Genomic DNA, 22888 nt, shown 5'->3' on the forward strand with positions numbered 1-22888 from the left:
TTACTTTTCCATGTGTCAAACAGTTGAATTATAAGCTTGGCATAAGCATTGATAAGTAAGAAGTAGTTATTGAATTAAGAAATAATAAAGAAGAATATAATATGTCAAAGATTATTGGTATCGACTTAGGAACAACAAACTCTTGCGTTGCCGTAATGGAAGGTAATGAGCCTGTAGTTATAGCCAACAGCGAGGGAAAACGCACAACTCCATCAATTGTTGCGTTTGTTGAAAACGGAGAACGTAAAGTAGGTGATCCTGCAAAACGTCAAGCAATTACAAATCCAACAAAAACGATCTACTCTATTAAGCGTTTCATGGGAAACAGCTTTAATGAAGTAACGAAGGAATCATCACGTGTACCATACACTGTATTAAAAGGTGATAACAATACACCACGTGTTGATATTGACGGTCGTAAATACACTCCTCAGGAAATTTCAGCAATGATTCTTCAGAAGATGAAGAAAACAGCAGAAGATTTCTTAGGCCATGAAGTAACAGAAGCGGTTATTACTGTTCCTGCTTATTTCAATGATGCGCAACGTCAGGCTACTAAAGAAGCTGGAGAAATTGCAGGTCTAACTGTTAAAAGAATTATAAATGAACCGACTGCAGCTGCTTTAGCATACGGTTTGGACAAAGCACATAGAGATATGAAAATTGCTGTGTTCGACTGTGGTGGTGGTACTCATGACGTGTCAATCCTTGAATTAGGTGATGGTGTGTTTGAAGTTAAGTCAACTGATGGTGACACTCACCTTGGTGGAGATGACTTTGACCATGTGATCATTGACTGGTTAACTACAGAGTTTAAGGCAGAGAATGGTATGGACCTTGCAAAAGATCCTATGGCTCTTCAACGTTTAAAAGAAGCTGCAGAAAAAGCGAAGATTGAATTATCAAGCTCTACTCAAACTGAGATCAACCTTCCTTATATCACTGCTGATCAAAATGGACCGAAGCACCTTGTACGGACTTTAAGTCGTGCTAAATTTGAGCAATTGGCAGACAGTTTGATCAAACGTACTATTGAGCCTTGTCGTTCAGCTTTGAAAAACGCTGGATTGACTATTGCAGACATTGATGAAGTGATCTTAGTAGGTGGTTCTACTCGTATTCCTGCTATTCAGGATGCAGTAAAAGCATTCTTTGGTAAAGAACCTTCTAAAGGTGTTAACCCAGATGAAGTTGTAGCTATTGGTGCAGCAATTCAGGGTGGTGTGTTAACAGGAGAAGTGAAAGATGTATTGCTTCTTGATGTTACTCCACTTTCTTTAGGTATTGAAACTATGGGTAGTGTAATGACTAAATTAATTGAGTCTAACACCACTATTCCAAGTAAGAAATCTGAAACTTTCTCTACTGCATCAGACAATCAACCATCTGTAGAAATTCATATTCTTCAGGGTGAGCGTCCTATGGCAAACCAGAATCGTACTATTGGACGTTTCCACTTAGATGGACTTCCACCAGCACCTCGTGGTATACCTCAAATCGAAGTAACTTTTGATATTGATGCGAATGGTATCTTACATGTATCTGCCAAAGATAAAGCAACAGGTAAGGAACAGAAAATTCGTATCGAGGCATCTTCCGGTTTAACAGACGAAGAGATTAAGAAGATGAAGTTGGAAGCAGAAGAAAATGCTGATTCCGATAAAAAAGCAAGGGAAGAAATCGACAAGCTTAACGCTGCCGATGCACTTATATTCTCAACTGAAAAACAGTTAAAAGAGTATGGTGATAAAATCCCTGCTGAGAAAAAAGCGCCTATCGAAAGTGCTTTCACTAAATTGAAAGATGCTTACGCTGCTAAAAGCTTTGCTGATATTGACGTAGCTCAGGAAGAATTGCAAGCCGCTTGGAATGTAGCTTCTGAAGATATGTACAAGGGAACGCAAGATGCGGGTGCTCAGGGTGCTCCTAATCCAGGACCTGGTGCTGCTAATGGAAATGCAGCCAGCAATGGTGACACAGTTACTGATGTTGACTTCGAAGAAGTAAAATAATTAAGTAATTTTTAATTTAAAAAGCCGTTTCAGTTTTCTGAAGCGGCTTTTTGTTGTTGTAATAAACGATATTTGCAGTAATGACCTTTACGGATACACATACACACCTCTATTATGAGACGGATACTGAGAATCGTAAATTGCTAATGGAGCGATGTTTCTCTAATGATGTTACCCGTCTATTTCTTCCTAATGTTGATCTGGATACAGTTCCTTTAGTTTTAGCACTGACTAATGCCTACCCTGAAAACTGTTTTCCTATGCTAGGACTCCATCCTTGTAATGTAAAGGAGGATTATTTAAAGGAACTTCAATCGCTTGAAAATATAAATTTACCTTCCATTGTGGCCATAGGTGAAATAGGTATTGACCTCCATTGGGATAAAACAACGCTGGTCTTTCAACAAGATGCGTTTTTGAAGCAGATTAAATGGGCGAAAGAGCTGGATCTTCCTATTGTGATTCATTGTAGAGAGGCTTTCGATGAGGTATATGAAATACTGCTTGCAGAAAAAGATGCTAAATTGAGAGGAATATTTCATTGTTTTTCTGGAACTCTGGAACAAGCACAACATATCATAGCGTTAGGTTTTTATTTAGGCATAGGAGGGGTGGTAACCTATAAAAATGCTGGATTAGATAAAATACTTGTGGATATTGATATACAAAATATAGTGTTAGAAACGGATTCTCCCTATTTAGCGCCGGTGCCTTACAGGGGGAAATCGAATGAAAGTAGCTATTTACCCTACATTGCTGCAAGGGTTGCAGTGATTAAAAATTTACGGATAGATGAGGTCGCAGAACTTACCACTAAAAATTCTAAACGAATATTTGGTGTCTGAGAGTTGCATTCCTTTTATATCTTTATCAAAAATAACAGAGCTGAGTTAAAATGACAAAGGTACTCATCATTTATACCGGAGGAACCATAGGCATGGTACATGATAGGGTCACGGGTACATTGATGCCTCTTGACTTTAACCTGATTACCGAAAATGTTCCAGAACTTAAGCGCCTGAATTATGAAATAACAGTTTATTCATTCCCTGAAATAATAGATTCATCTAATATGACACCGGATGTATGGATTGAACTGGCGGAAATTATTGAAAAGAATTATGCTATTTACGATGGCTTTGTAGTACTACATGGCACGGATACAATGGCATTTACAGCATCTGCTTTAAGCTTTATGCTGGAAGGCTTAAACAAGCCGGTTATTTTTACAGGAGCACAACTGCCAATAGGGGAGATCAGAACGGATGCAAAGGAAAATTTAATAACTGCTCTGGAAATTGCATCTGCTAAGCAAAATGGTAAAGCCAGAGTGCCTGAAGTATGTATTTACTTTGATTTTCAGCTGTTTAGAGGGAATAGGGCATTTAAATATAATTCCGCTAAGTTCGAAGCTTTCCGGTCTCCTAACTATCCCGTACTTGCTGAAGCGGGTGTTCATTTAAGATTCAATGATTCGAGTATCCGGAAATGTGACGACTGTATTTTCAAAGTGCATAAAAAGCTAAACAATTCTATTGCTATCTTAAAGTTATATCCGGGAATAAGTGCTGAAACGGTTAAAGCAATCGTAAATTCAGAGGCTAGCGCTATTATTCTAGAGAGTTTTGGGGCTGGTAATACTTCTACCGAAGAGTGGTTCCTAAACTGTCTGCAAGCTGCGCTGAATAAGGGTAAGGTGATCCTGGATATTTCACAGTGTAAGGTAGGAACAGTTGAACTTGGGAGATATGAAACTAGTCGCCCATTGAAAGATATGGGAATAGCAAGTGGTTTTGATATGAGTTATGAAGCTGCTGTAACCAAGCTGATGTTCCTGTTAGGAAGAGGATATACAGTCGATCGTATTTCGCATTTACTGGAAACTAATTTGCGCGGAGAGTTGAGTAAATCATCTCCTGTAGCGACGAAAACAGTTTTTTAATATTTATTTTCCAAAGGGTGGTTTCTTGTGACATAAATTCTTAGTTTTGCATCCCATAAAGGATAGGTGTCTGAGTGGCCGAAAGAGCACGCTTGGAAAGCGTGTATACCTCAAAAGGGTATCGAGGGTTCGAATCCCTCCCTCTCCGCAAGATAATTTTCCAAAGACAGTCAAAAGCCTGCAATCATCTGATTGCAGGCTTTTGTGTTAAAGACGAAATTTTATTTTTATTCAAAAAAAGCAGCGAAAAGTTTAATTAGATGAGTTCTTTTATGACTATCTACCTCATTAAGCAGATTCTTTGAGGTATGGATAATATATAATTTGCAATCTATATAAAAATAGTACTAGTACAGTAAGCACATAAAATTTAGAGAATACCTAACCAATAAAAGGAACGAATAGGTTTTATACACAGAAAGATCATAGATAATTGTGAACTGTTTACTAATTTATATATCTTAGTAAAACTTTAGGGGTGCGTTACGCTGAGAAATACCCTTTGAACCTGATGCAGTTAGTACTGCCGAAGGGAAAAGTGAAACAACTTCCAAAGGTTGTTTTTCCTTCCTTAATATGGGTGCATTCCTATTGTTAGAAATTCTGATAAATGGACATTACCGTAAATCAAAAAACGTATTCCGTAGCTGATGTTTGCTCCTTGCAGCAAATAATTAGCGTTGTTCTGCACTCTCCCTTTAGTGGTATAGCTGTAGCTATTAATCAAAAAATTATATCCAAAAACGATTGGGAATCTCACTTCCTGGAATCTGGAGACCATATTATCATCATCAAAGCAGCCCAAGGCGGATAATCAAATTAATTTATGAAAAACGAAAAAATTCCAACAGATGAGGCGATCAGTAGATCACCGTTTCCGGCATCGCGTAAAGTGTATGTTAAAGGGCAAATTCATGATATCAAAGTTGCCATGCGTGAGGTTATCTTAAGTGATACTAAGTTGCATGGCAGGTTTGGTGAAACAGAAGCAAACGCAGCCGTTACTATTTATGATACAAGTGGTCCTTATACCGATCCAGCCGTTTATATTGATGTTAAAAAAGGGATCTCCCGTTTGAGGGAACGTTGGATCTCTGAACGCAATGATGTCAATCAGCTTGAAAATATTTCCTCTATTTATGGCAACCAGCGTGCTAATGATCCTGATTTAGATACCTTGAGGTTTACGTATATCAGTAAGCCTTATAAGGCAAAACCTGGTATGAATGTATCACAAATGCATTATGCAAGAAGAGGGATCATTACCCCTGAAATGGAATATATAGCTATTCGTGAGAATCAGCAGATCAATCTGTTAAAAGGTCAATTGAGTGGTCAGTATGAGGTAATGTCACAACAACATGAAGGACAAAGCTTTGGCGCAAATACTCCCAAAGGAGTTATTACCCCTGAATTTGTCAGGCAGGAAGTAGCAGAAGGCAGGGCTGTAATTCCATGCAACATCAACCACCCTGAGCTTGAGCCTATGATCATCGGGCGTAACTTCCTTGTAAAAATTAATGCCAATATTGGAAACTCAGCCGTCAGCTCCAGTATCGAGGAAGAGGTAGAAAAGGCTGTATGGGCTTGCCGATGGGGTGCTGATACGATTATGGATCTATCAACCGGTAAAAATATCCATGAAACTAGGGAATGGATTATTCGTAACTCACCAGTTCCTATTGGTACAGTACCTATCTATCAGGCATTAGAAAAAGTAAACGGAAAAGCAGAAGACCTGACCTGGGAACTTTTCCGGGACACCTTAATTGAACAAGCTGAGCAAGGCGTGGATTACTTTACGATCCATGCAGGGGTGCTTTTGAGATATGTTCCACTTACAGCCAAACGTATTACTGGCATTGTATCCCGTGGAGGCTCAATTATGGCGAAGTGGTGCCTCGCACATCACAAAGAAAACTTTCTGTATACACACTTTGAGGATATTTGTGAAATCATGAAAGCGTACGATGTTGCCTTTTCTTTAGGTGATGGTTTGAGACCTGGCTGTATTGCTGATGCCAATGATGCCGCTCAGTTCGGGGAGCTTGAAACGTTGGGAGAACTTACTAAGGTTGCCTGGAAACATGATATTCAAACCATTATTGAGGGTCCCGGCCATATTCCCATGCACATGATAAAGGAGAACATGGATAAGCAATTAGCCCACTGTGGTGAAGCCCCTTTTTATACTTTAGGTCCGCTAACTACTGATATTGCACCTGGATATGACCACATTACTTCTGCTATCGGAGCAGCAATGATAGGCTGGTTTGGTACGGCCATGCTTTGTTATGTTACTCCAAAAGAGCATTTAGGTCTTCCAAATAAGAAGGACGTTAAAGACGGTGTAATTACATATAAAATTGCAGCGCATGCAGCTGATCTTGCTAAAGGGCATCCCGGAGCACAGTACCGGGATAATGCTTTAAGTAAAGCCAGGTTCGAATTTAGATGGGAAGACCAGTTCAATTTATCCTTAGATCCGGATACAGCTAGAGAATTTCATGATGAAACCCTTCCTGCGGATGGTGCTAAAATAGCCCACTTCTGCTCGATGTGCGGTCCTAATTTCTGCTCTATGAAAATTACCCAGGATGTGCGTGAATATGCGAAGGAACAGGGTATGGCTGCCAGTGATGCTCTTTCAAAAGGCATGGAAGAGAAGTCAAAAGAGTTTCTGCAGAAGGGTAGTGAATTATATTTATAATTATGAAGATGATCGTAATTTCAAACCCAACGGACCTGACTGCTGAATGGAAAACCATCAACACCTTGTTTGAATTAGGTTTGAAATACTTTCATCTCAGGAAACCGGATAGTGATATCAACAGTGTACGTGGTTTTTTAAAACGGCTAAACCCAAAGTATTATCCATATATCGCTTTGCATCAGTATCATGAACTGGCAGCAGAGTTTGGAATAAAAAGACTTCATTTCAGCGAACAGGCACGGAGGGAAACTAACACCGCGAAGGTAGACATGTATCAGGAAAAAGGATATAGACTAAGCACCTCGATCCATGACCTTAGTATCATCAAAAGCTTAACTCATTTCGACTATGCTTTTTATGGCCCTGTATTTAACAGTCTCTCCAAACCTGGCTATCAAGGTGTGCTTGCTGAAAATTTCAAACTTGAACTTCCGGATAGAATAAAAATAATTGCTTTAGGCGGCATCACTCCAGCCAACATACATGCGATCAGGGAAATGAATTTTGATGGTGCAGCATTCATTGGCACGATATGGAACGAGCCTGAACATGCTATAGAAAATTTCAACTCATTAATAAAATACCAATATTTTGAACAATGACAATTGATCAACTACATTATATATCGCAGCCTGCTGCTGATGGATCTCATCTAACAGCCATCAAACAAGCACTGGAGGCAGGTTGTAAATGGATCCAGCTCCGAATTAAAAACCAGTCTCCTGAAGAAATCAGGGAATGCGCAGCAGAAGCGCTTAAGCTATGCAAGCTTCGAGGCGCAAAATTAATTATAAATGATCATCCTGAAATAGCACTTAGCATTGGTGCCGATGGTGTTCACTTGGGCTTAGAAGACATGCCGGTAGCTCTGGCACGTCAATTTGTAGGTAAAAATATGCTCATTGGAGGAACGGCCAATACCTTCCAGCATATTCAACAACGCGTGACAGAGGGTGTTGATTATATTGGTTTAGGCCCTTTTCGATTCACAACAACAAAAGAAAAATTAAGCCCCATATTAGGTCTCCAAGGGTATATTGATATCCTGAAACAAATGGATGAAGCCCAAATCAGTATTCCTGTAATCGCAATAGGCGGAATATTACCTGGGGATCTCCAGGCAATTATAAACACAGGCGTTCATGGTATTGCCCTATCAGGAGCCATTACTTTCTCCAATAATAAGCAACAAACCGTTAAACAAGTATACGCAATCAAAAGAATCTATGTTAAAAATAGCTGATAGAACGTTCAATTCCCGGTTGTTTACAGGAACAGGCAAATTTAGCTCTGCTGCAGTGATGGAGGAAGCTTTACTATCCTCCGGTTCTGAATTGGTAACAGTGGCACTCAAACGTGTTGACCTTAAAAAACATGATCATGATGATTTTCTGGTTCGACTGAAATATCCTCATATCCATTTATTACCCAATACTTCTGGTGTTCGAAATGCAAGGGAAGCAGTCTTTGCCGCTCAACTGGCAAGAGAAGCATTGGAAACAGACTGGATTAAACTGGAGATTCATCCAGATCCAAAATACTTAATGCCCGATCCGATTGAAACATTAAAAGCAACAGAAGAACTGGCAAAATTGGGCTTCACTGTACTACCCTATATTCATGCGGATCCTGTTTTATGTAAAAGGTTAGAGGATGCAGGATCCGCAGCAGTGATGCCTTTAGGGTCTCCAATTGGTAGTAATAAAGGATTAAAGACCATTGACTTCCTTGAAATGATTATTAGCCAAAGCAATGTTCCAGTCATTGTCGATGCTGGCATCGGCTCTCCTTCTGATGCCGCCTGGGCAATGGAAATTGGTGCTGATGCTGTGCTGGTAAACACGGCGATAGCTGTTTCTCAAAATCCGGTATTAATGGCACATGCATTTAAATTAGCCGTAGAAGCCGGAAGAATGGCCTTTAAAGCCAGACTCGCCAGCCCAATGAATTATGCAGTTGCAAGTAGCCCCTTAACCTCCTTTTTAAATGAATAATTTTACAGAAGTTTTCAAAACCTTTGACTGGGAAGAAACGAAGAGAAGCATTTATGCTAAAACGAGTCAGGATGTCGAAAGAGCCCTGTCTACGCAAAAACGTACATTGGAAGACTTTAAAGCACTTATCTCTCCCTCCGCATCTGCTTATCTGGAACAAATGGCAACTATTAGTCAGAAATTAACCCAGAAACGTTTTGGTAAAGTAATTCAGATGTATGTGCCACTTTACCTTTCCAATGAATGCAATAACATCTGCACCTATTGTGGGTTCAGTTATGATAATAAAGTCAGGCGTAAAACCCTCTCTAATATGGAAATTATGCAGGAAGTTGCTGTAATTAAGAAAATGGGGTATGAGCATATTCTTTTAGTTACAGGTGAATCGAATCAAACCGTTCATGTAGATTATTTCAAAAAGGTACTTAACTTGATCCGTCCCCATTTCGCACATATATCTATGGAGGTGCAACCACTTGACCTGGAAGATTATCAGCAGCTTACCCCTTATGGATTAAATACAGTATTGGTTTACCAGGAGACTTATCATCAGGAGGATTATAAGAAACACCATCCCAAAGGGAAGAAGTCTAATTTTGATTATCGCTTGGAGACACCTGATCGACTCGGCAGGGCAGGCATCCATAAAATGGGCTTGGGTGTTTTAATAGGGCTGGAAGACTGGCGTACCGATTCTTTTTTTACTGCTCTGCACTTAGATTATCTGGAGAAAAAATATTGGCAAAGTAAATACAGCCTTTCATTTCCAAGACTAAGACCCTTTAGCGGTGGCTTGGAACCCAAAGTAACAATGAGCGACCGTGAGCTCGTGCAATTGATCTGTGCTTACCGTTTGTTCAATGAAGAAGTTGAACTTTCAATTTCTACCAGAGAATCCCCTTCTTTCAGAAATAATATCATCAAGTTAGGCATAACTGCTCTAAGTGCAGGATCCAAAACCAATCCTGGAGGTTATGCGGTAGAGCCTGATTCGCTTGAGCAATTTGAAATTAGCGATGAGCGGAGTCCCGAAGAAATAGCGGAGATCATAGCTGCGCAAGGATACGAACCCGTTTGGAAAGACTGGGATAACAGTTTGGCTATCTAGCTATTTTTAATTCACCCTGTTGCTTTTTAATATATTTCGCTACGTCTAACATAGGGGCAACCCAAATATCTTTCTCTCGTTTCTTTAAATAGACTAGTAATTTACGGTGCTCTTCCAAGCTTACATTTAACGAATGCTCCCCACCAACACCGTGAAATAGAAAAACGATTAATGACCCTGCTTTTTCAGCTTCCTCAACCTGGAATATCATTTGAGCTGCCGTACTGTTGTTCTGGCCAAAAGCATTCACATTAGAAAGGTCTATACCTTTTATTTGAGGATATCCAGGTATAACACCTCGTGCAGCCACAAAATCGTTCTTTAAAAGATTATAAAAAACCGTATCCCCGATTGTAAGGTCGCCGCAAGGATAAGCAAATGTCCGCTCTGATTTGCCGTCAATAGCTTTGAGCAAGGTATTGGTAACGCGGATTTCGTTTATGGCTCTGGCCACTGAATATCTGGTCAGATCATTTTCTTTGGTAACAAAGCCCCTTCCAGGTAATGTACCATCACAAGGGTGGACTAAAGAATGGTTTCCCAATTCATGTCCTTCTTTTGCAGCAGCACGCCACTCGTTCATTCTGCCCGCTAATACAGGTGAAGAGCCGATAAGATAAAATGTGCCCTTTAGCTTATATGAATCAAGCATGGGTATAACCTTGTCAAGGTGCACATTTAAAGCATCGTCATAGGTTAATACAACAGCGCATTTTTTTCCTTCCCAGTTTATTGGTTCTACCTGTGCATAACAGTAACTGTTGACTACTAAAGCTAAGCTTAGGATCAGTATGTTTTTCATATTCATTTGTAGTATATGTTTTAACGATATCAGGGCATGTTATTTATTGTAATTAGAAAAACATCGTTCTGCCGAATAGTTAACAGTTTTTCCAACTTACCTGAAGCGCCTACTGTCACGGTTATCTGTTGTACAGGTTTATCATTATTCTGCTTCTTCAGAAATTTTACCTGATCAATAGTCAGTTGCGAAGGAGAACCCAATTTGAAATATGCAGAATAAGGGTCATTTATTCCATATCCGGTCTGGTACATACTTAAAATATATTTGCCTGGTTTTAACCCCTCGAGTTTCAACTGAGCAGGAGCTAATGTTTTTGCAGGTAAATCTCTTTTATAAAATACCTGGTTATTTACACTATCACCAGGATGGTCTATTGTGAAGTTCCACACTAAAGCCTGCACATTACCTTTAGCATCCTTACAAATAATTGCGCTTGAATCCGCATTTTGTAACTCTGTATCTCCAAGCTGATTTAAATATTTATAAGCATAATAGGCAGGCTTCTTAATGTCCTGGTAATTGATCAAGCCGAAGCCACCATGAAAGGGTGTAGCTCTTGGACCAGCTTCTTCAAAAATATCAGTAAATGTCCAATACGACATCGAATTTACATGTGGGGAGGCGTATTTAACTGTATTTAAAATATAAGCAGCCTCGTGATAACTGTCATGAATAGGATCCGCTGGCGTATAAGAGGAACTCCATTCGGTATAATGCAATTCAAGATTGGGTAAGGCAGAACCTAATATTTGCTGTTTAGAACGATGCATATTGTTTGAAACCTGATTTCTGTCCTGACTCAAAACCGTTCCCACATCACCACTAACATCCAGAAAACCTTGTTTTACACCATAATCATGCGTGCTTATAAAATCAATAGGAGCATTTTGCTTCACACAGAAATCAATTGTTTCAGGTACCCATGCATTACCTGCAGTGGCAGGACCACCTACACGATAACGGGGAGATACACTTTTAATCGTGCTTGCCGTTTCCTTATAAAGTTTAAAGTAGTCCTGTTGAGTCCCTGTAAAAAAAGCATCTTTAAGGTTAGGTTCATTCCATATTTCAAAATACCAGTTAGCCACTTCTTTTTCACCATAGCGCTGTGTCCAATGTTCAGTAAGCGCTTTAATCAAGTCATTCCATTTTTTATAATCTTTGGGCGGAGTGACATTCCCTTTCCACCAAAAGATGGTTTTGTCTCCGCTTGCCAATGCACCAGGCATGAACCCTACTTCTACAAAAGGCCTCATTTTTATTTCAAGCAGAAAGTCGAAAAGCGCATCAATGTATTGCCAGTTGTAAATGGGCTTGCCAGTTTTATCTTCAAAGTAGACACCCATATCATCAGAAAGCAAGCCATGGAAACGGATGTACTTAAACCCACATTCCTCCTTTGCCTTTTTGAGTTGCCTTTGCCAGTCTGCTCGCAAGCCTTCATTAGCCCTGCCAGCCCCTACACAAAGATTAAAACTCTTCGGGAGTAAACCCTTTATTTGACCAACGTTGGCATAAATAACTCTGGAGTTCAATTTTACTTGCGCTTTTGCATTGATATCGAAGATGGAAATCAACAATATTGACAACCAATATTTTAATTGCATATTTTAATAGGTTTATTTTATTCTCACGTAAAGATATCATCTTTTGGGTATTGTGACTATAAACTGAATTAACATTTTTTAGAGCTTGATTCTCCGTTTTAACAAACAGGTATTTCAATACTGCATAATGATATAGTTGATAGGGGTATTCTTTTTTGCTAGTAATATACTGAACAGCAAAAAGGCTTCGAATTGCAAGATTCGAAGCCTTTTTGTTGTTCAGTTACCTGGATTAAAAAGTATTACTAAAATAGATCTGTTATTACTTTTTACATTCTCCCAAAGTAAACCTGAATCTTCCTTTATCAAATTTTATAGGTTCCCCTTTAACAAAATAGGACCTTCCTAGTGACGTTTCTATCGCACCTACGCCTAAAATCAACTGATTATCTTTCTTTAAAAATGCCAGCGGATTTTTAAACTTATTCGCCTTATTGGTGCCAACGGTGTAGCTATAATCAACAAATAACGTATCACCACTATATTTTCCCTGAACAATACCTTCATTCTTGGGACTCTTTGTGAAATTGATCACTAAACTTCCATCAATTTTACCACTGCTTAACTCTTTAATGTCTAAAAAGGCAGTATCCTTTCCATCAACAGCAACATAGCATTGGCGACTAACCATGGAGTCTTTCACCGTAGCTGAAGTACTATCCGTTTGTTTCGGGTTCTGATTACAACTTATTAATAATGGCAAAGCCATCAATACATAATAAAGGTTTGATTTTTTCATAACTGTATTATTAATCGCGTTAATTCAAGGTAAAACTAACGTATTTGTATAGATTTATAGGAACCACTTTGTAAAAATACTTTGATCAAAGCGCAATTTATTTATAATTAACTTACTTTGTGGCAGTAGAAAAGATCGAACGATAATAAGGCCATCTTTCCAATTAACCTGATAATATGCTCAAGCTTATTAAAAATTATAAAACCATTTGCTTGGCCGGTACACTTTTATTACTGACCATTCAACATACCCTCTCACAGGAACTTTATCCCCTAAAACTTGCTGAAGGTTTATGGCATAATGAATCACGTGAACTCCGCTATAAGCCAGATGGAAAAGGCTTTTTAATCATTAACGGAAATCGTCTTTTTACCAGAGCCCTTTATGGCACCCATACCGCTTTTAGAATAGAGACTGGTGATCGACCTGAATTCGCTCTATATATGCCGGGAATGGGAGGTAATTTCAAGTTAGGTATTGAAGTAAATGGAGGTAGCAAATGGCTTTCACAAGCGCAGACCATCACTGCCCGTTATGAAGCTGGCTCCATGAACTATACCATAAAAGACCCTCTTTTAGGTTCAGGTACGCTTACCATGGATATTCTTGCCCTTGCTGATGCAGAAGGTCTGATCCTTAAAGCCCGCTTTCAGGGTGTAAAAAATCAGGTACATCTTATTTATGCTTTTGGAGGTGCCAGTGCTAAAAAGTTCTCCAGGGATGGCGATATGGGACCTGATCCCGAATCAAACTTTTATCTCAAACCTGAAAATTGTAAAGATAATAGCTTTGCCATTAATAAATCACAATTTGCACTTCGGTATGGCGCAGGCTTGCAGGTAGGACAGGATGGCCGTTACTTTGAAGAAGACTTAATTCAACCATCGGCAGTATCGAAAGAGCGTCAATTAAAAGGTGTCTTCCCTTCCGGCACAATACTAAAAATTGCTGATGCAACACAACTAGGTTCACCAGCAAACTTATTTCAATCAACGGTTCAGAAAGCTCCTGTACTGGTAGGGAAGTTAAAAGTCAGCAATGACAAGGATTATTATGTTTCCATATATAATCCTTCAACAAAACCTGCCTTTAAGGATTCACAAACACCAAAGCTATTTCAACAAGCAGAAGATACGCGTAAGCTCTTAGCCAATCGGATCACCATTAACACACCCGATCCCTTCATAAATACCATCGGAGGTACTTTAGCCATTGCTTCAGATGCAATTTGGGAAGAGCCATCTTATTTGCATGGTGCTATTGGATGGCGAATGCGATTGAATGGTTGGAGGGGAGCTTATACAGCCGATGTTTTAGGATGGCATGACCGGGCTAAAACTCATTTGGAAAGTTACGTTCAATCCCAGGTTCAAACTCCTGCAAGTGGTTCTGTCATCGCGGATACAGCTATGCACCTATCCAGAAGCCTTGAAAAACTTGGAGCAGGCATGTTTACAAGTGGTTATATCAGTCGTGACCCCGAAGGCATAAAACTTAGAGCCCATCATTACGATATGAACCTGGTTTTTATTGATATCATGCTCCGGCATTATGCATGGACCTGCGATCTGCAATTTCTAAAAGAAACATGGCCCGTATTAAAGCGACACCTGGAATGGGAAACCCGTAACTTTGATTCCGATGGCGATGGCTTATATGACGCATATGCGGCAATCTGGGCGAGCGATGCCCTTCAATATAGTGGTGGTGGAGTAACACACACCTCTGCCTACAATTACCTTGCTTATAGTAAAGCTGCTGAAATTGCAACTTTGCTAAACGAAGACCCATCTCCTTATCGTAAAGAATCAACGAAGATTTTAAATGCCATGAATACGTTGTTATGGATGCCAAAAAAAGGATCTTTTGCTGAGTTTAAGGATGCGTTAGGCAATAGGTTATTGCACCCTGCTGCTGCCATCTGGACTATCTACCACAGTATGGATTCTAAGACCATGGATCCTTTCCAGGCCTATCAGAGCATGCGCTTTATCGATAATGAGATCCCGCATATTCCTGTCCGCGCAAATGGATTAGAAGACAAAGGCTATTATACCATTGCGACTACCAACTGGATGCCCTATACCTGGTCATTGAACAATGTCGCCATGGCCGAATCCATGCACACTATTTTAGCAAATTGGCAAGCTGGCCGCCCGGATGAAGCCTTTAAATTATTTAAAAGTGAAATTTTAGCCTCGATGTACTTAGGTGGAAGTCCTGGCAACATAGGTCAAATTTCCCATTATGATGCTGTTCGTGCAGAGGCTTACCGGGATTTCGCAGATCCCATAGGCATGTTTTCCCGTGCATTAGTGGAAGGTCTTTTCGGGATTGTACCCGATGCATTAAATAAGTCAGTTACCATTCGACCTGGTCTGCCCGCTGAATGGAACTATGCCTCTTTTTCAACACCGGATATCTCATTTGACTTTAAAAGAAACAACAAAAGGGATATCTATACCTTAATACCGACATTTCCTAAAAGTCTAGACCTGAAATTTCAAATCATTGTACAAGGCCAGGTAAAAGAAATTAAAATAAACGGCCAGCCGACGAAATGGATCAATATTTCATCATCAGTAGGTCAGCCTGTGATCGAGCTAAACGCTAAAGCTTCAAAAAGTTATCACATTGAAATGCTCTGGGAAGGTGCAAAACCTGTTTTACCTGAGCCGGAAAAAACATATGTTTCTGGTAACACCTTATCGCTTAGTTTCCCAGGTGTAAAAGTGATTAAAGTGTATGATCCTCAACAGTCCTTAACTCATATCCAAGCCAATGACGTTGGTTTTAGCGCAAAAGTGAGTGCTCCCGGAGGATCACCTATGGCATTCGTTCAGTTAAGCCAGGGCAGCTTAGTATGGTGGATGCCAATCTGCTTTCAGGTTAAAAAGCCACTTACCCTACTTACGGTCAAGGGTAACGATGTCAATAATCAGGCGTTTCGTTTACAGAACAATACCCAGACTGATCTACTTGCCACCGTTCGCGTAAATCAATATCAAACGACAGTTCCAATCCCTGCAGGTACAACAGCACCTGAAATAAATATTCCATCCGAACAGTTGATCACAGGAACCAATGAGGTTAACATCAGCATTCCTAATGGAGAACCAATTGTGGAACATCTGATAGATTGGACTGCCCAAACCACCAATAAACTGGAAATGATCAATCTTATACCCTTTTTCAATGACCAGGTTACCCAAATTTTTAAAAACAAATACCTTTCACCAAGGCCACAGGTAACCACTTTGCAATTACCATGGCAGGGAACAGGTGACTGGCCTCATCCTCTAGAAACACATCTCATTGACGATAGTGGTCTGCGCAAACTAGCAGGAGATAAAAACACAATCGCTCTTCCCCAAGGAATTTCTTTTGCGACAACAGGTACCACCGGTAAAAATAGTATCCTGTTTACCTCCCAATGGGATAATTATCCGAAGGAGCGGAGCATCCCTCTTTCCGGAAAAGCTGCACACCTCTGGTTGCTTATGGCAGGATCTACCAATCCGATGCAAAGCCAAATGAATAACGGAATCGTAGTGGTCGATTATACCAACGGAACAAGCGATACCCTCGCATTACGGAATCCTGAAACCTGGTGGCCAATAGAGAAGGATTATTATACCGATGGTTATGCCTTCAAACTCAAACAACCACGCCCTATCAGGGTACATTTAAAAACCGGAGCTGTCGTTTCAGGCGAAGAATCACTGCTTTCTTTCAACGGAAAAGAAATCGATGGTGGTGCCGCTACCGTTTTGGATCTCCCGCTTGATCCCAATAAAGTACTGAAAAGTCTTACCTTACAAACACTGACCAATGATGTCGTTATAGGATTGATGGCCGCCACTCTAATGAGATAAATTTAAATTAAAAGAAGTATTTATCTGCAATTCATAGATAAGTTTGAAAAGAAAGTATTTATCAGAAAATAAAAACCGAAATTCGGTTCATAAAATTTAAAAGGTGTATTTAAATGAATACATCTTAATGCGTTACATCTAATCTTTGTAAAAATGAAAAAAAGCATTTTGATTCTATTTAAAAACCGAAATTCGGTTCATAAAATTTAAAAGGTGTATTTAAATGAATACATCTTAATGCGTTACATCTAATCTTTGTAAAAATGAAAAAAAGCATTTTGATTCTATTTGTTCCTTTTCTGATTCAATCCTGTAATTCTTCTGGCAGTTATAAGGATGTGATGGATGAAGTGTTAAAAATCCATGATAAAGTAATGATGGATAGCGAATTGGCTGTTCGGAACAGAATGAAACTGGATACGCTTTCTTCAAACATGGAAAGCCTTGCTAAAACAAAGCCAAACCTCGATACCTTACAAGCTTCCAAAAAAATAAAGCAATTGAAGTCAGAGTTAGATCAGGCTGACAATAAAATGAATGCCTGGATGCAAGGCTTTGAAGTTGAGCCCGGTAAAAAATCAAATGACGAAGCAGTTGCTTATTACAAAGAAGAGGAAAAAAAGATTAAGGCATTGGACAGCCTTTATCTAAAAGTGATCAAACAATCTGATGATTATCTGAATGAATTAAAATAATAATCAGAACTGGATTCAGGTAATCCGCTCATTCTGATTATTATTTCAAGTAGAAGATTAAGTAGAAATAAACTTGTGTTTAATAGTGATGATATTACGATCAATAGTACTACTGTTTTATCGTAATTTCTATCTTTCCCCCATTCTTAAATAGGTCGTGTGGCACAAAATATCCGTTGTTTTCCTTGCCATCAACTTTTATAGAGGTTAAAACTCTACCCTTTCCAGGCTTGGTTATAGTCAGCACTTTCCCGCTGCTGGTTTTCCATTTTACCTCATCAAATAACGGAACCGTAACCAGGTATTCAGGATCAGTTGCCGAGAAGGTATATAAACCCAATGCGCTAAATACATACCAAGCAGACATTTCCCCTGCATCATCCATTCCGCAAAGTGCCAAACCCTGGTCACCGATACCGTATAAATTATTCAATATGTTATCGATCACTTTCTGTGACTTCTCTGGTTTGCCAACAAAATAATAAGCAAAAGGCACTTCATGATCAGGCTGATTGCCATGACAATACTGACCAATCATAGTTTCTACATTTCGGGCAATATAATTGGGGTTCCATGGTAAGGTGAAAAGTGAATCTAATTTCGATTCAAATCTTTTTTCTCCGCCATACAAGGCGATTAAGCCCTTCATATCATGTGGGGCAAAGAAAGATACCTGCCAGGCATTTGCCTCCCTGTACATATACTCATAATAAGGGAACTGAGGATTGAAATTTTTTATCCAATCACCATTTTCTAATCTGCCTCTCATAAACCGGGTAGATGGATCAAACATATTTTTATAGTTCTTAGATCTCGCCATGAGGATCCTGTAATTAGAAGTATCCCCTAACTTTTGGGCCATCTGAGCAAGTGAATAATCATCGTAAGAATACTCCAGCGTTTTCGATACACCAGCCTTGGCCTTGGTTTCTACCTCAGGATGCGGCACATCAGGATCAGAGATATACCCTTTTTTAATATATTCAGTAATATACGGACGGGCGCCACCTTCTACATTGGCATTTTTTAGTAGTATTTTATAAGTCCCTTTCACATCAAAATTGTCGATACCTCTTAAGTAAGCTCCTGCAATAGATGAAGCGCCATGGTCACCATGGAAAAAAGTAGGTATAAATCCGGTTTTATCCCCCACATCTTTCATTGATTTAATTACATCAAGCGTAACCTGTGGTGATATCAAGCCTAAAAGCACATCTTTATTTCGATACGTATCCCACAAAGATGGCTCCGTATAATAATTAAAATCAGCCTTCACCACCTTTCTGGCTGCATCTGTAAACTCTCCGTTTACGTCACTGCGTAATGCTGGCCACAGAAAAGACCGGTACAAACATGAATAAAGCAGTTGCTTCTGCTTAGCGGTTCCCCCCTTTACCTGTACAGATGATAATAAGGTTTCCCATTTTTGTGTGGCTTCTTTCCGTACAGTATTAAATGTTTTATTGCCAATTTCCTGCAACAGATTCTGTTTTGCATTCGCTACACTTACAAATGACAATCCTATTTTGAGTTCAACAGGTCCACTGCTGCCATTTGACAAATGAACCATGGCAAAGCCTGTACGTTTACCTTCTTCAGTCTTTTCTAATTTTTCAATAGGGGTATTCAGACTGGCGTAGAAATAAATTCGCTCTCCGGTCTGCTGATATCCCTGTAAAGCAGATGTTCCTATCTGCTCAATACTCCAGTTTGATATGTTATTATTGGCTTTTGCCAGGTCAAAGAGAATTTGCCTGTCTTTGTTGTTTTTATATTCGTACTTGTGATAGCCACATCGTAGCGTAGAGGTCAAACTCACATTAACAGAATAATCGTCAAGATAAACCTGGTAAAAACCAGGTGCAGAGCTCTCTTTCTTATGAGTAAACTTAGATCCAAACTTAGCTCCAGGATTTGAAACAGGCAATATAGGTATATTACAAAGATTCCAATGCCCTTTATTGGTATGCGTAAATCCATAAATAACCGTATCCTCATACTGGTATCCTGCACCAGATCCATATGCTGTAATGGGACTTAATTGAACCATCGCGTTTGGCAATGAACTGCCCGGAAAGGTAAGTCCGGCCCATGATCTCCATCCCTGTGGCAACTTATATCCAATAATTTTAGGATCGGTAAGTGGTGCTGTGCCAATAAAAGTATTAACATACTTGGTAAGAGACGTTGTGGTTTGACTTTTACCAGCAGTTGAAGCAAGTAAAAACAGTAATACCAGGTTTAACGTGAAATTAATTGGATTCCTCATCTTTATGGAAATAATTTGGTTCAAATAATGTGTTTAATCATCTGTTGTATTCCTTACAATTCGATAGCCCAACATCGCTGATCTGTTTTTATAGAATATGAATGCCAGACAATTGATCCTAATAATTTGCAAAATCATAATTATAGCTAAATTGGTTAATGCATTTAGCATAAAGACAAAAATGGTCTTAAATTTTGAATAATTTCGATAAAAATAGAATTAAAAACAAGCTGAGCAAAACGAGGATGTAAGGTATGAAGTGCTGAAACTCATAATACAGTAGGGATTTGACCTGTCAAGTCATTCGTGTAAAAATTCAAATGAAGAGGGTATTGGGAGGGAAGAAGGAATAAAGTATCAGGATAGAGTTTTTAAAAAAAAATAAGGAGAGGATACGAATAACCCTTTCCTTATTAACTAATAACCTTACACCGCAAACGAGGTCCCGCATCCGCAAGTACTCGATGCATTTGGGTTGTTAAACGTAAACCCACGTGAGTTTAATCCATCCTGGAAATCAATTTGCATCCCAGCAAGATAAAGACCATGTGTCTTATTCATATATATTTTTACACCGTTATGCAAAAACTCCTGGTCCCCATCTTTTTTCTGATCAAAGCCTAAAATGTAAGTCATACCTGAGCATCCTCCACCTTCAACACCAATGCGTAAGCCGAACTCATCGTTAAGCTCCTGTTGCTGTTGTATTTTTTTAAGCTCTTTTGTTGCTCCTTCAGTGAAAGAAACCGGTATAAGTGATGTTGCTGTCTCCATACTCATTTCTTTTTTATATTTACACCAAATATAACCTTAATTCCTCATTTTTGTTTATCTAAGGGCGATTTGACGCTCTGACTACAAATAGTATAATGCAATCAACCACACTGTTTTTACTTGATATTGCTAAATTAACATTATCAGGAACCCTACTTATTTTTATCGGATATCTCTTTGCAAGACCTCATCTGGATCAGAAACTTAAAGTCCAGCTGCTCGATTTGAAAAAAGGAAGTCAGGCCGCAATACTGCCTCTTCGGCTTCAGGCTTACGAAAGAATCATCTTACTGATGGAGCGGATTAATCCAGTGAATCTGCTGCTACGGACGAATACACCCGGTCTTACCCTCATTGAATATCAACAAATTCTCACTGCGGAAATCAGAAATGAATATCAGCATAATGTAACGCAGCAATTGTATGTGAACGAGACCTCATGGGCTTTGATCTCAAAATTGAAAGAGGATACCATCGCATTAATTAATAATGCAGGCAAATCATTACCTGCTGATGCCTCACATATCGAATTAAGTAAACTTGTACTGCAGCATTTATCAACATTGGAAATTAATCCCTATGATGCAGCTCTTGTCGTTATCAGACAGGATATTCAACAATTATTTTAAAACTCGTATATAAAAAAATGGTCTTATTCTTATCACAAATTTTCCATAAAGCCAAATGGATCCTGCCTGTGTTAGTAATCACACTAGCAGGATGCAGCCCGAAGCTTCATCTTTCCGGCAATACACCTCATCTGTATCCAATTAAAAATCTTCCGGCAGACTCATCTATACTAGCCTATTATAAATCCTATAAAGCCGGTATTGATTCTCAGATGAATACGGTGATTGGAGTGGCATCGGTCAATATTGAAAGAGGACGTCCTGAGGGATTATTAAATAACCTGGTTGCCGACGTCATGTTTCAGGCCGGTAATGAGAACCACATAGAATTTGATTTCGCTCACACAAATTACTATTCACTCAGGAATCCCATCAGCGCAGGACCTATAAAAGCATTTAAGATCTATGAACTCATGCCCTTTGAAAATTATTTCGTAACCGTAAAGCTCAAAGGAGCAGACATCCTCGATTTATTCAACTATATGGCAGCAGGAGGAGGCGATCCAATTTCGGGAGCTACGTTCTGCATTAAAGACGGAAAGGCATCTGATATTATGATTCAGGGCATCCCTTTTGATGTATCAAGGGACTATACCGTATTAACCAATGATTATTTAGCGAATGGTGGCGATAAGGCAGTGATCTATACCAGGGCACTAAAGCGCACAGAGAGTACCATTAAGGTAAGAGATGCCCTGTTGAACTATATTAAACAACAGCAAGCTGCCGGCAAATCCATCAATCCTAAACTTGATCACCGAATCCAAACTATTAAACTTTGATCATGAATAGAAGAAAATTTATCAAAAATACATTGACATGTTCCGCTCTTATCGCATTAAGCTCCGGATACCAGGATGTTTTTGCTGCAGATCAGCGCGTAAAATTGACTATTCTACATACCAATGATGTTCATAGCCGGATAGATCCTTTCCCCATGGACGATATTAAATATGCAGGTATGGGTGGTGTAGCATCTCGCGCCGCCTTAATTAAAAAGATCAGGCAAGAGGAGGAACATGTTCTTCTTTTCGATGCTGGCGATATCTTTCAGGGTACCCCTTATTTTAATTTCTATGGCGGAGAGCCTGAAGTTAAGATGATGTCATTGATGGGATATGATGCAGGAACAATGGGCAACCACGATTTCGATAATGGAGTAGAAGGATTCGTCAAGCAATTGCCACATGCTAATTTTCCAATCCTTACCGCAAACTATGATTTTTCGGACACTCCCTTATATGGGAAAACAAAACCCTACCAGGTATTTAAAAAAGGCAGACTGAAAATAGGGGTTTATGGAGTCTGTATCCAACTCGATGGATTGGTTAATATGGAGCAATTTGGAAATACCAAATACCTCGATCCTATCAAGAAGGCGCAGGAGATTGAGGTGCATCTGAAGAACAATGAAGATTGCGATATGATCATTTGTCTGTCGCATCTGGGATATATGTACGATACGGATAAGGTATCCGATGTAGTGTTGGCACAAAATACGTCTTATACAGATTTGATCATCGGCGGACATACCCATACGTTCCTTGCCGTTCCCGACAGCATTCTAAATAAGAGGGATAAAAAGGTGATCATTAATCAGGTAGGTTTCGCCGGAATTAATCTGGGACGTCTGGATTTTGTCTTCGAAAGTAAAATTTCAGGCAAAATGACCTATACTTCTGCTGTTGAGCCTGTTAAATTATTTTCAAATTTTAATTCCTAAACC

19 protein-coding genes, 1 tRNA gene and 1 riboswitch are annotated in these 22888 nt (G+C 39.3%); of the genes, 15 read left to right on the forward strand and 5 right to left on the reverse strand.

The genetic code is table 11. The annotated features are described in order from the left end of the window. The first annotated feature begins 101 nt into the window (after window positions 1–101). The 10 genes from dnaK (at window position 102) to thiH (ending at window position 9769) form a co-directional block, all read left to right on the forward strand. The gene (gene dnaK, locus BFL47_RS12905; protein ID WP_069660214.1) at window positions 102–2012 is read left to right on the forward strand and encodes a molecular chaperone DnaK; all 1911 of its coding nucleotides are present in this window, start codon (window positions 102–104) and stop codon (window positions 2010–2012) included. An 80-nt stretch (window positions 2013–2092) separates the two neighbouring features. Next, window positions 2093–2857 carry a TatD family hydrolase gene (locus tag BFL47_RS12910; protein WP_069660215.1) on the forward strand — a complete coding sequence of 255 codons (765 nt, stop codon included), beginning with the start codon at window positions 2093–2095 and terminating at the stop codon, window positions 2855–2857. A gap of 50 nt (window positions 2858–2907) precedes the next feature. Next, complete coding sequence (locus tag BFL47_RS12915) at window positions 2908–3954, forward strand: asparaginase (RefSeq protein ID WP_069660216.1); 1047 nt, start codon at window positions 2908–2910, stop codon at window positions 3952–3954. Between the two features lie 60 nt (window positions 3955–4014). Next, window positions 4015–4102: transfer RNA gene (locus BFL47_RS12920), tRNA-Ser, on the forward strand. A gap of 316 nt (window positions 4103–4418) precedes the next feature. Then, window positions 4419–4506, forward strand: a riboswitch (TPP riboswitch). A 58-nt stretch (window positions 4507–4564) separates the two neighbouring features. Then, a complete protein-coding gene (thiS, locus tag BFL47_RS12925) occupies window positions 4565–4768 on the forward strand; it encodes a sulfur carrier protein ThiS (RefSeq protein ID WP_069660217.1) in 204 nt (67 codons plus the stop codon). 12 nt (window positions 4769–4780) lie between these two features. Continuing rightward, complete coding sequence (gene thiC, locus BFL47_RS12930; protein WP_069660218.1) at window positions 4781–6664, forward strand: phosphomethylpyrimidine synthase ThiC; 1884 nt, start codon at window positions 4781–4783, stop codon at window positions 6662–6664. Window positions 6665–6666: 2 nt separating this feature from the next. Then, complete coding sequence (locus BFL47_RS12935) at window positions 6667–7269, forward strand: thiamine phosphate synthase (RefSeq protein ID WP_069660219.1); 603 nt, start codon at window positions 6667–6669, stop codon at window positions 7267–7269. After that, entirely contained in the window at window positions 7266–7910 is a 645-nt protein-coding gene (locus BFL47_RS12940) for a thiamine phosphate synthase (RefSeq protein WP_069660220.1), read from the forward strand. The genes BFL47_RS12935 and BFL47_RS12940 overlap by 4 nt, the downstream gene beginning before the upstream one ends. Further along, window positions 7894–8661, forward strand: coding sequence for a thiazole synthase (locus tag BFL47_RS12945; RefSeq protein WP_069660221.1), 768 nt, complete (start codon window positions 7894–7896; stop codon window positions 8659–8661). The genes BFL47_RS12940 and BFL47_RS12945 overlap by 17 nt, the downstream gene beginning before the upstream one ends. Beyond that, complete coding sequence (thiH, locus tag BFL47_RS12950) at window positions 8654–9769, forward strand: 2-iminoacetate synthase ThiH (RefSeq protein WP_069660222.1); 1116 nt, start codon at window positions 8654–8656, stop codon at window positions 9767–9769. The genes BFL47_RS12945 and thiH overlap by 8 nt, the downstream gene beginning before the upstream one ends. Here the strand turns inward: thiH and BFL47_RS12955 are convergent. The 3 genes from BFL47_RS12955 to BFL47_RS12965 form a co-directional block, all read right to left on the reverse strand. Next, window positions 9762–10571, reverse strand: coding sequence for a polysaccharide deacetylase family protein (locus BFL47_RS12955; RefSeq protein WP_069660248.1), 810 nt, complete (start codon window positions 10569–10571; stop codon window positions 9762–9764). The two genes, thiH and BFL47_RS12955, sit on opposite strands and share 8 nt — an antisense overlap. A 29-nt stretch (window positions 10572–10600) precedes the next feature. Further along, window positions 10601–12181, reverse strand: coding sequence for a GH39 family glycosyl hydrolase (locus BFL47_RS12960; protein ID WP_069660223.1), 1581 nt, complete (start codon window positions 12179–12181; stop codon window positions 10601–10603). A gap of 262 nt (window positions 12182–12443) precedes the next feature. Then, window positions 12444–12920, reverse strand: a complete 477-nt coding sequence (locus BFL47_RS12965) for a hypothetical protein (RefSeq protein WP_069660224.1) — start codon at window positions 12918–12920, stop codon at window positions 12444–12446. A 176-nt stretch (window positions 12921–13096) separates the two neighbouring features. Between BFL47_RS12965 and BFL47_RS12970 the strand changes: the two genes are divergently transcribed. Together BFL47_RS12970 and BFL47_RS12975 are read left to right on the forward strand one after the other, a co-directional pair. Beyond that, window positions 13097–16795, forward strand: a complete 3699-nt coding sequence (locus tag BFL47_RS12970; protein ID WP_083257164.1) for a DUF4450 domain-containing protein — start codon at window positions 13097–13099, stop codon at window positions 16793–16795. 263 nt (window positions 16796–17058) lie between these two features. After that, window positions 17059–17490 (forward strand): hypothetical protein, encoded by a 432-nt coding sequence (locus BFL47_RS12975; protein WP_069660225.1) that lies wholly within the window; start codon window positions 17059–17061, stop codon window positions 17488–17490. Between the two features lie 109 nt (window positions 17491–17599). Here BFL47_RS12975 and BFL47_RS12980 read toward each other — a convergent pair whose 3' ends face one another. Then, entirely contained in the window at window positions 17600–19759 is a 2160-nt protein-coding gene (locus tag BFL47_RS12980) for a GH92 family glycosyl hydrolase (protein WP_069660226.1), read from the reverse strand. A 426-nt stretch (window positions 19760–20185) separates the two neighbouring features. Beyond that, window positions 20186–20539, reverse strand: a complete 354-nt coding sequence (locus BFL47_RS12985) for a HesB/IscA family protein (protein ID WP_069660227.1) — start codon at window positions 20537–20539, stop codon at window positions 20186–20188. Window positions 20540–20628: 89 nt separating this feature from the next. Between BFL47_RS12985 and BFL47_RS12990 the strand changes: the two genes are divergently transcribed. From BFL47_RS12990 to BFL47_RS13000, 3 genes are read left to right on the forward strand one after another with little or no spacing between them, the layout of a single operon-like run. After that, window positions 20629–21162 carry a DUF7935 family protein gene (locus tag BFL47_RS12990; protein WP_069660228.1) on the forward strand — a complete coding sequence of 178 codons (534 nt, stop codon included), beginning with the start codon at window positions 20629–20631 and terminating at the stop codon, window positions 21160–21162. A 17-nt stretch (window positions 21163–21179) separates the two neighbouring features. After that, a complete protein-coding gene (locus tag BFL47_RS12995; RefSeq protein WP_069660229.1) occupies window positions 21180–21944 on the forward strand; it encodes a 5'-nucleotidase C-terminal domain-containing protein in 765 nt (254 codons plus the stop codon). 2 nt (window positions 21945–21946) lie between these two features. After that, window positions 21947–22885 (forward strand): bifunctional metallophosphatase/5'-nucleotidase, encoded by a 939-nt coding sequence (locus tag BFL47_RS13000; RefSeq protein ID WP_069660230.1) that lies wholly within the window; start codon window positions 21947–21949, stop codon window positions 22883–22885. The last annotated feature ends 3 nt before the right edge of the window (window positions 22886–22888 follow it).

The organism is Arcticibacter eurypsychrophilus (assembly GCF_001730525.1).
GTDB lineage: Bacteria > Bacteroidota > Bacteroidia > Sphingobacteriales > Sphingobacteriaceae > Arcticibacter > Arcticibacter eurypsychrophilus.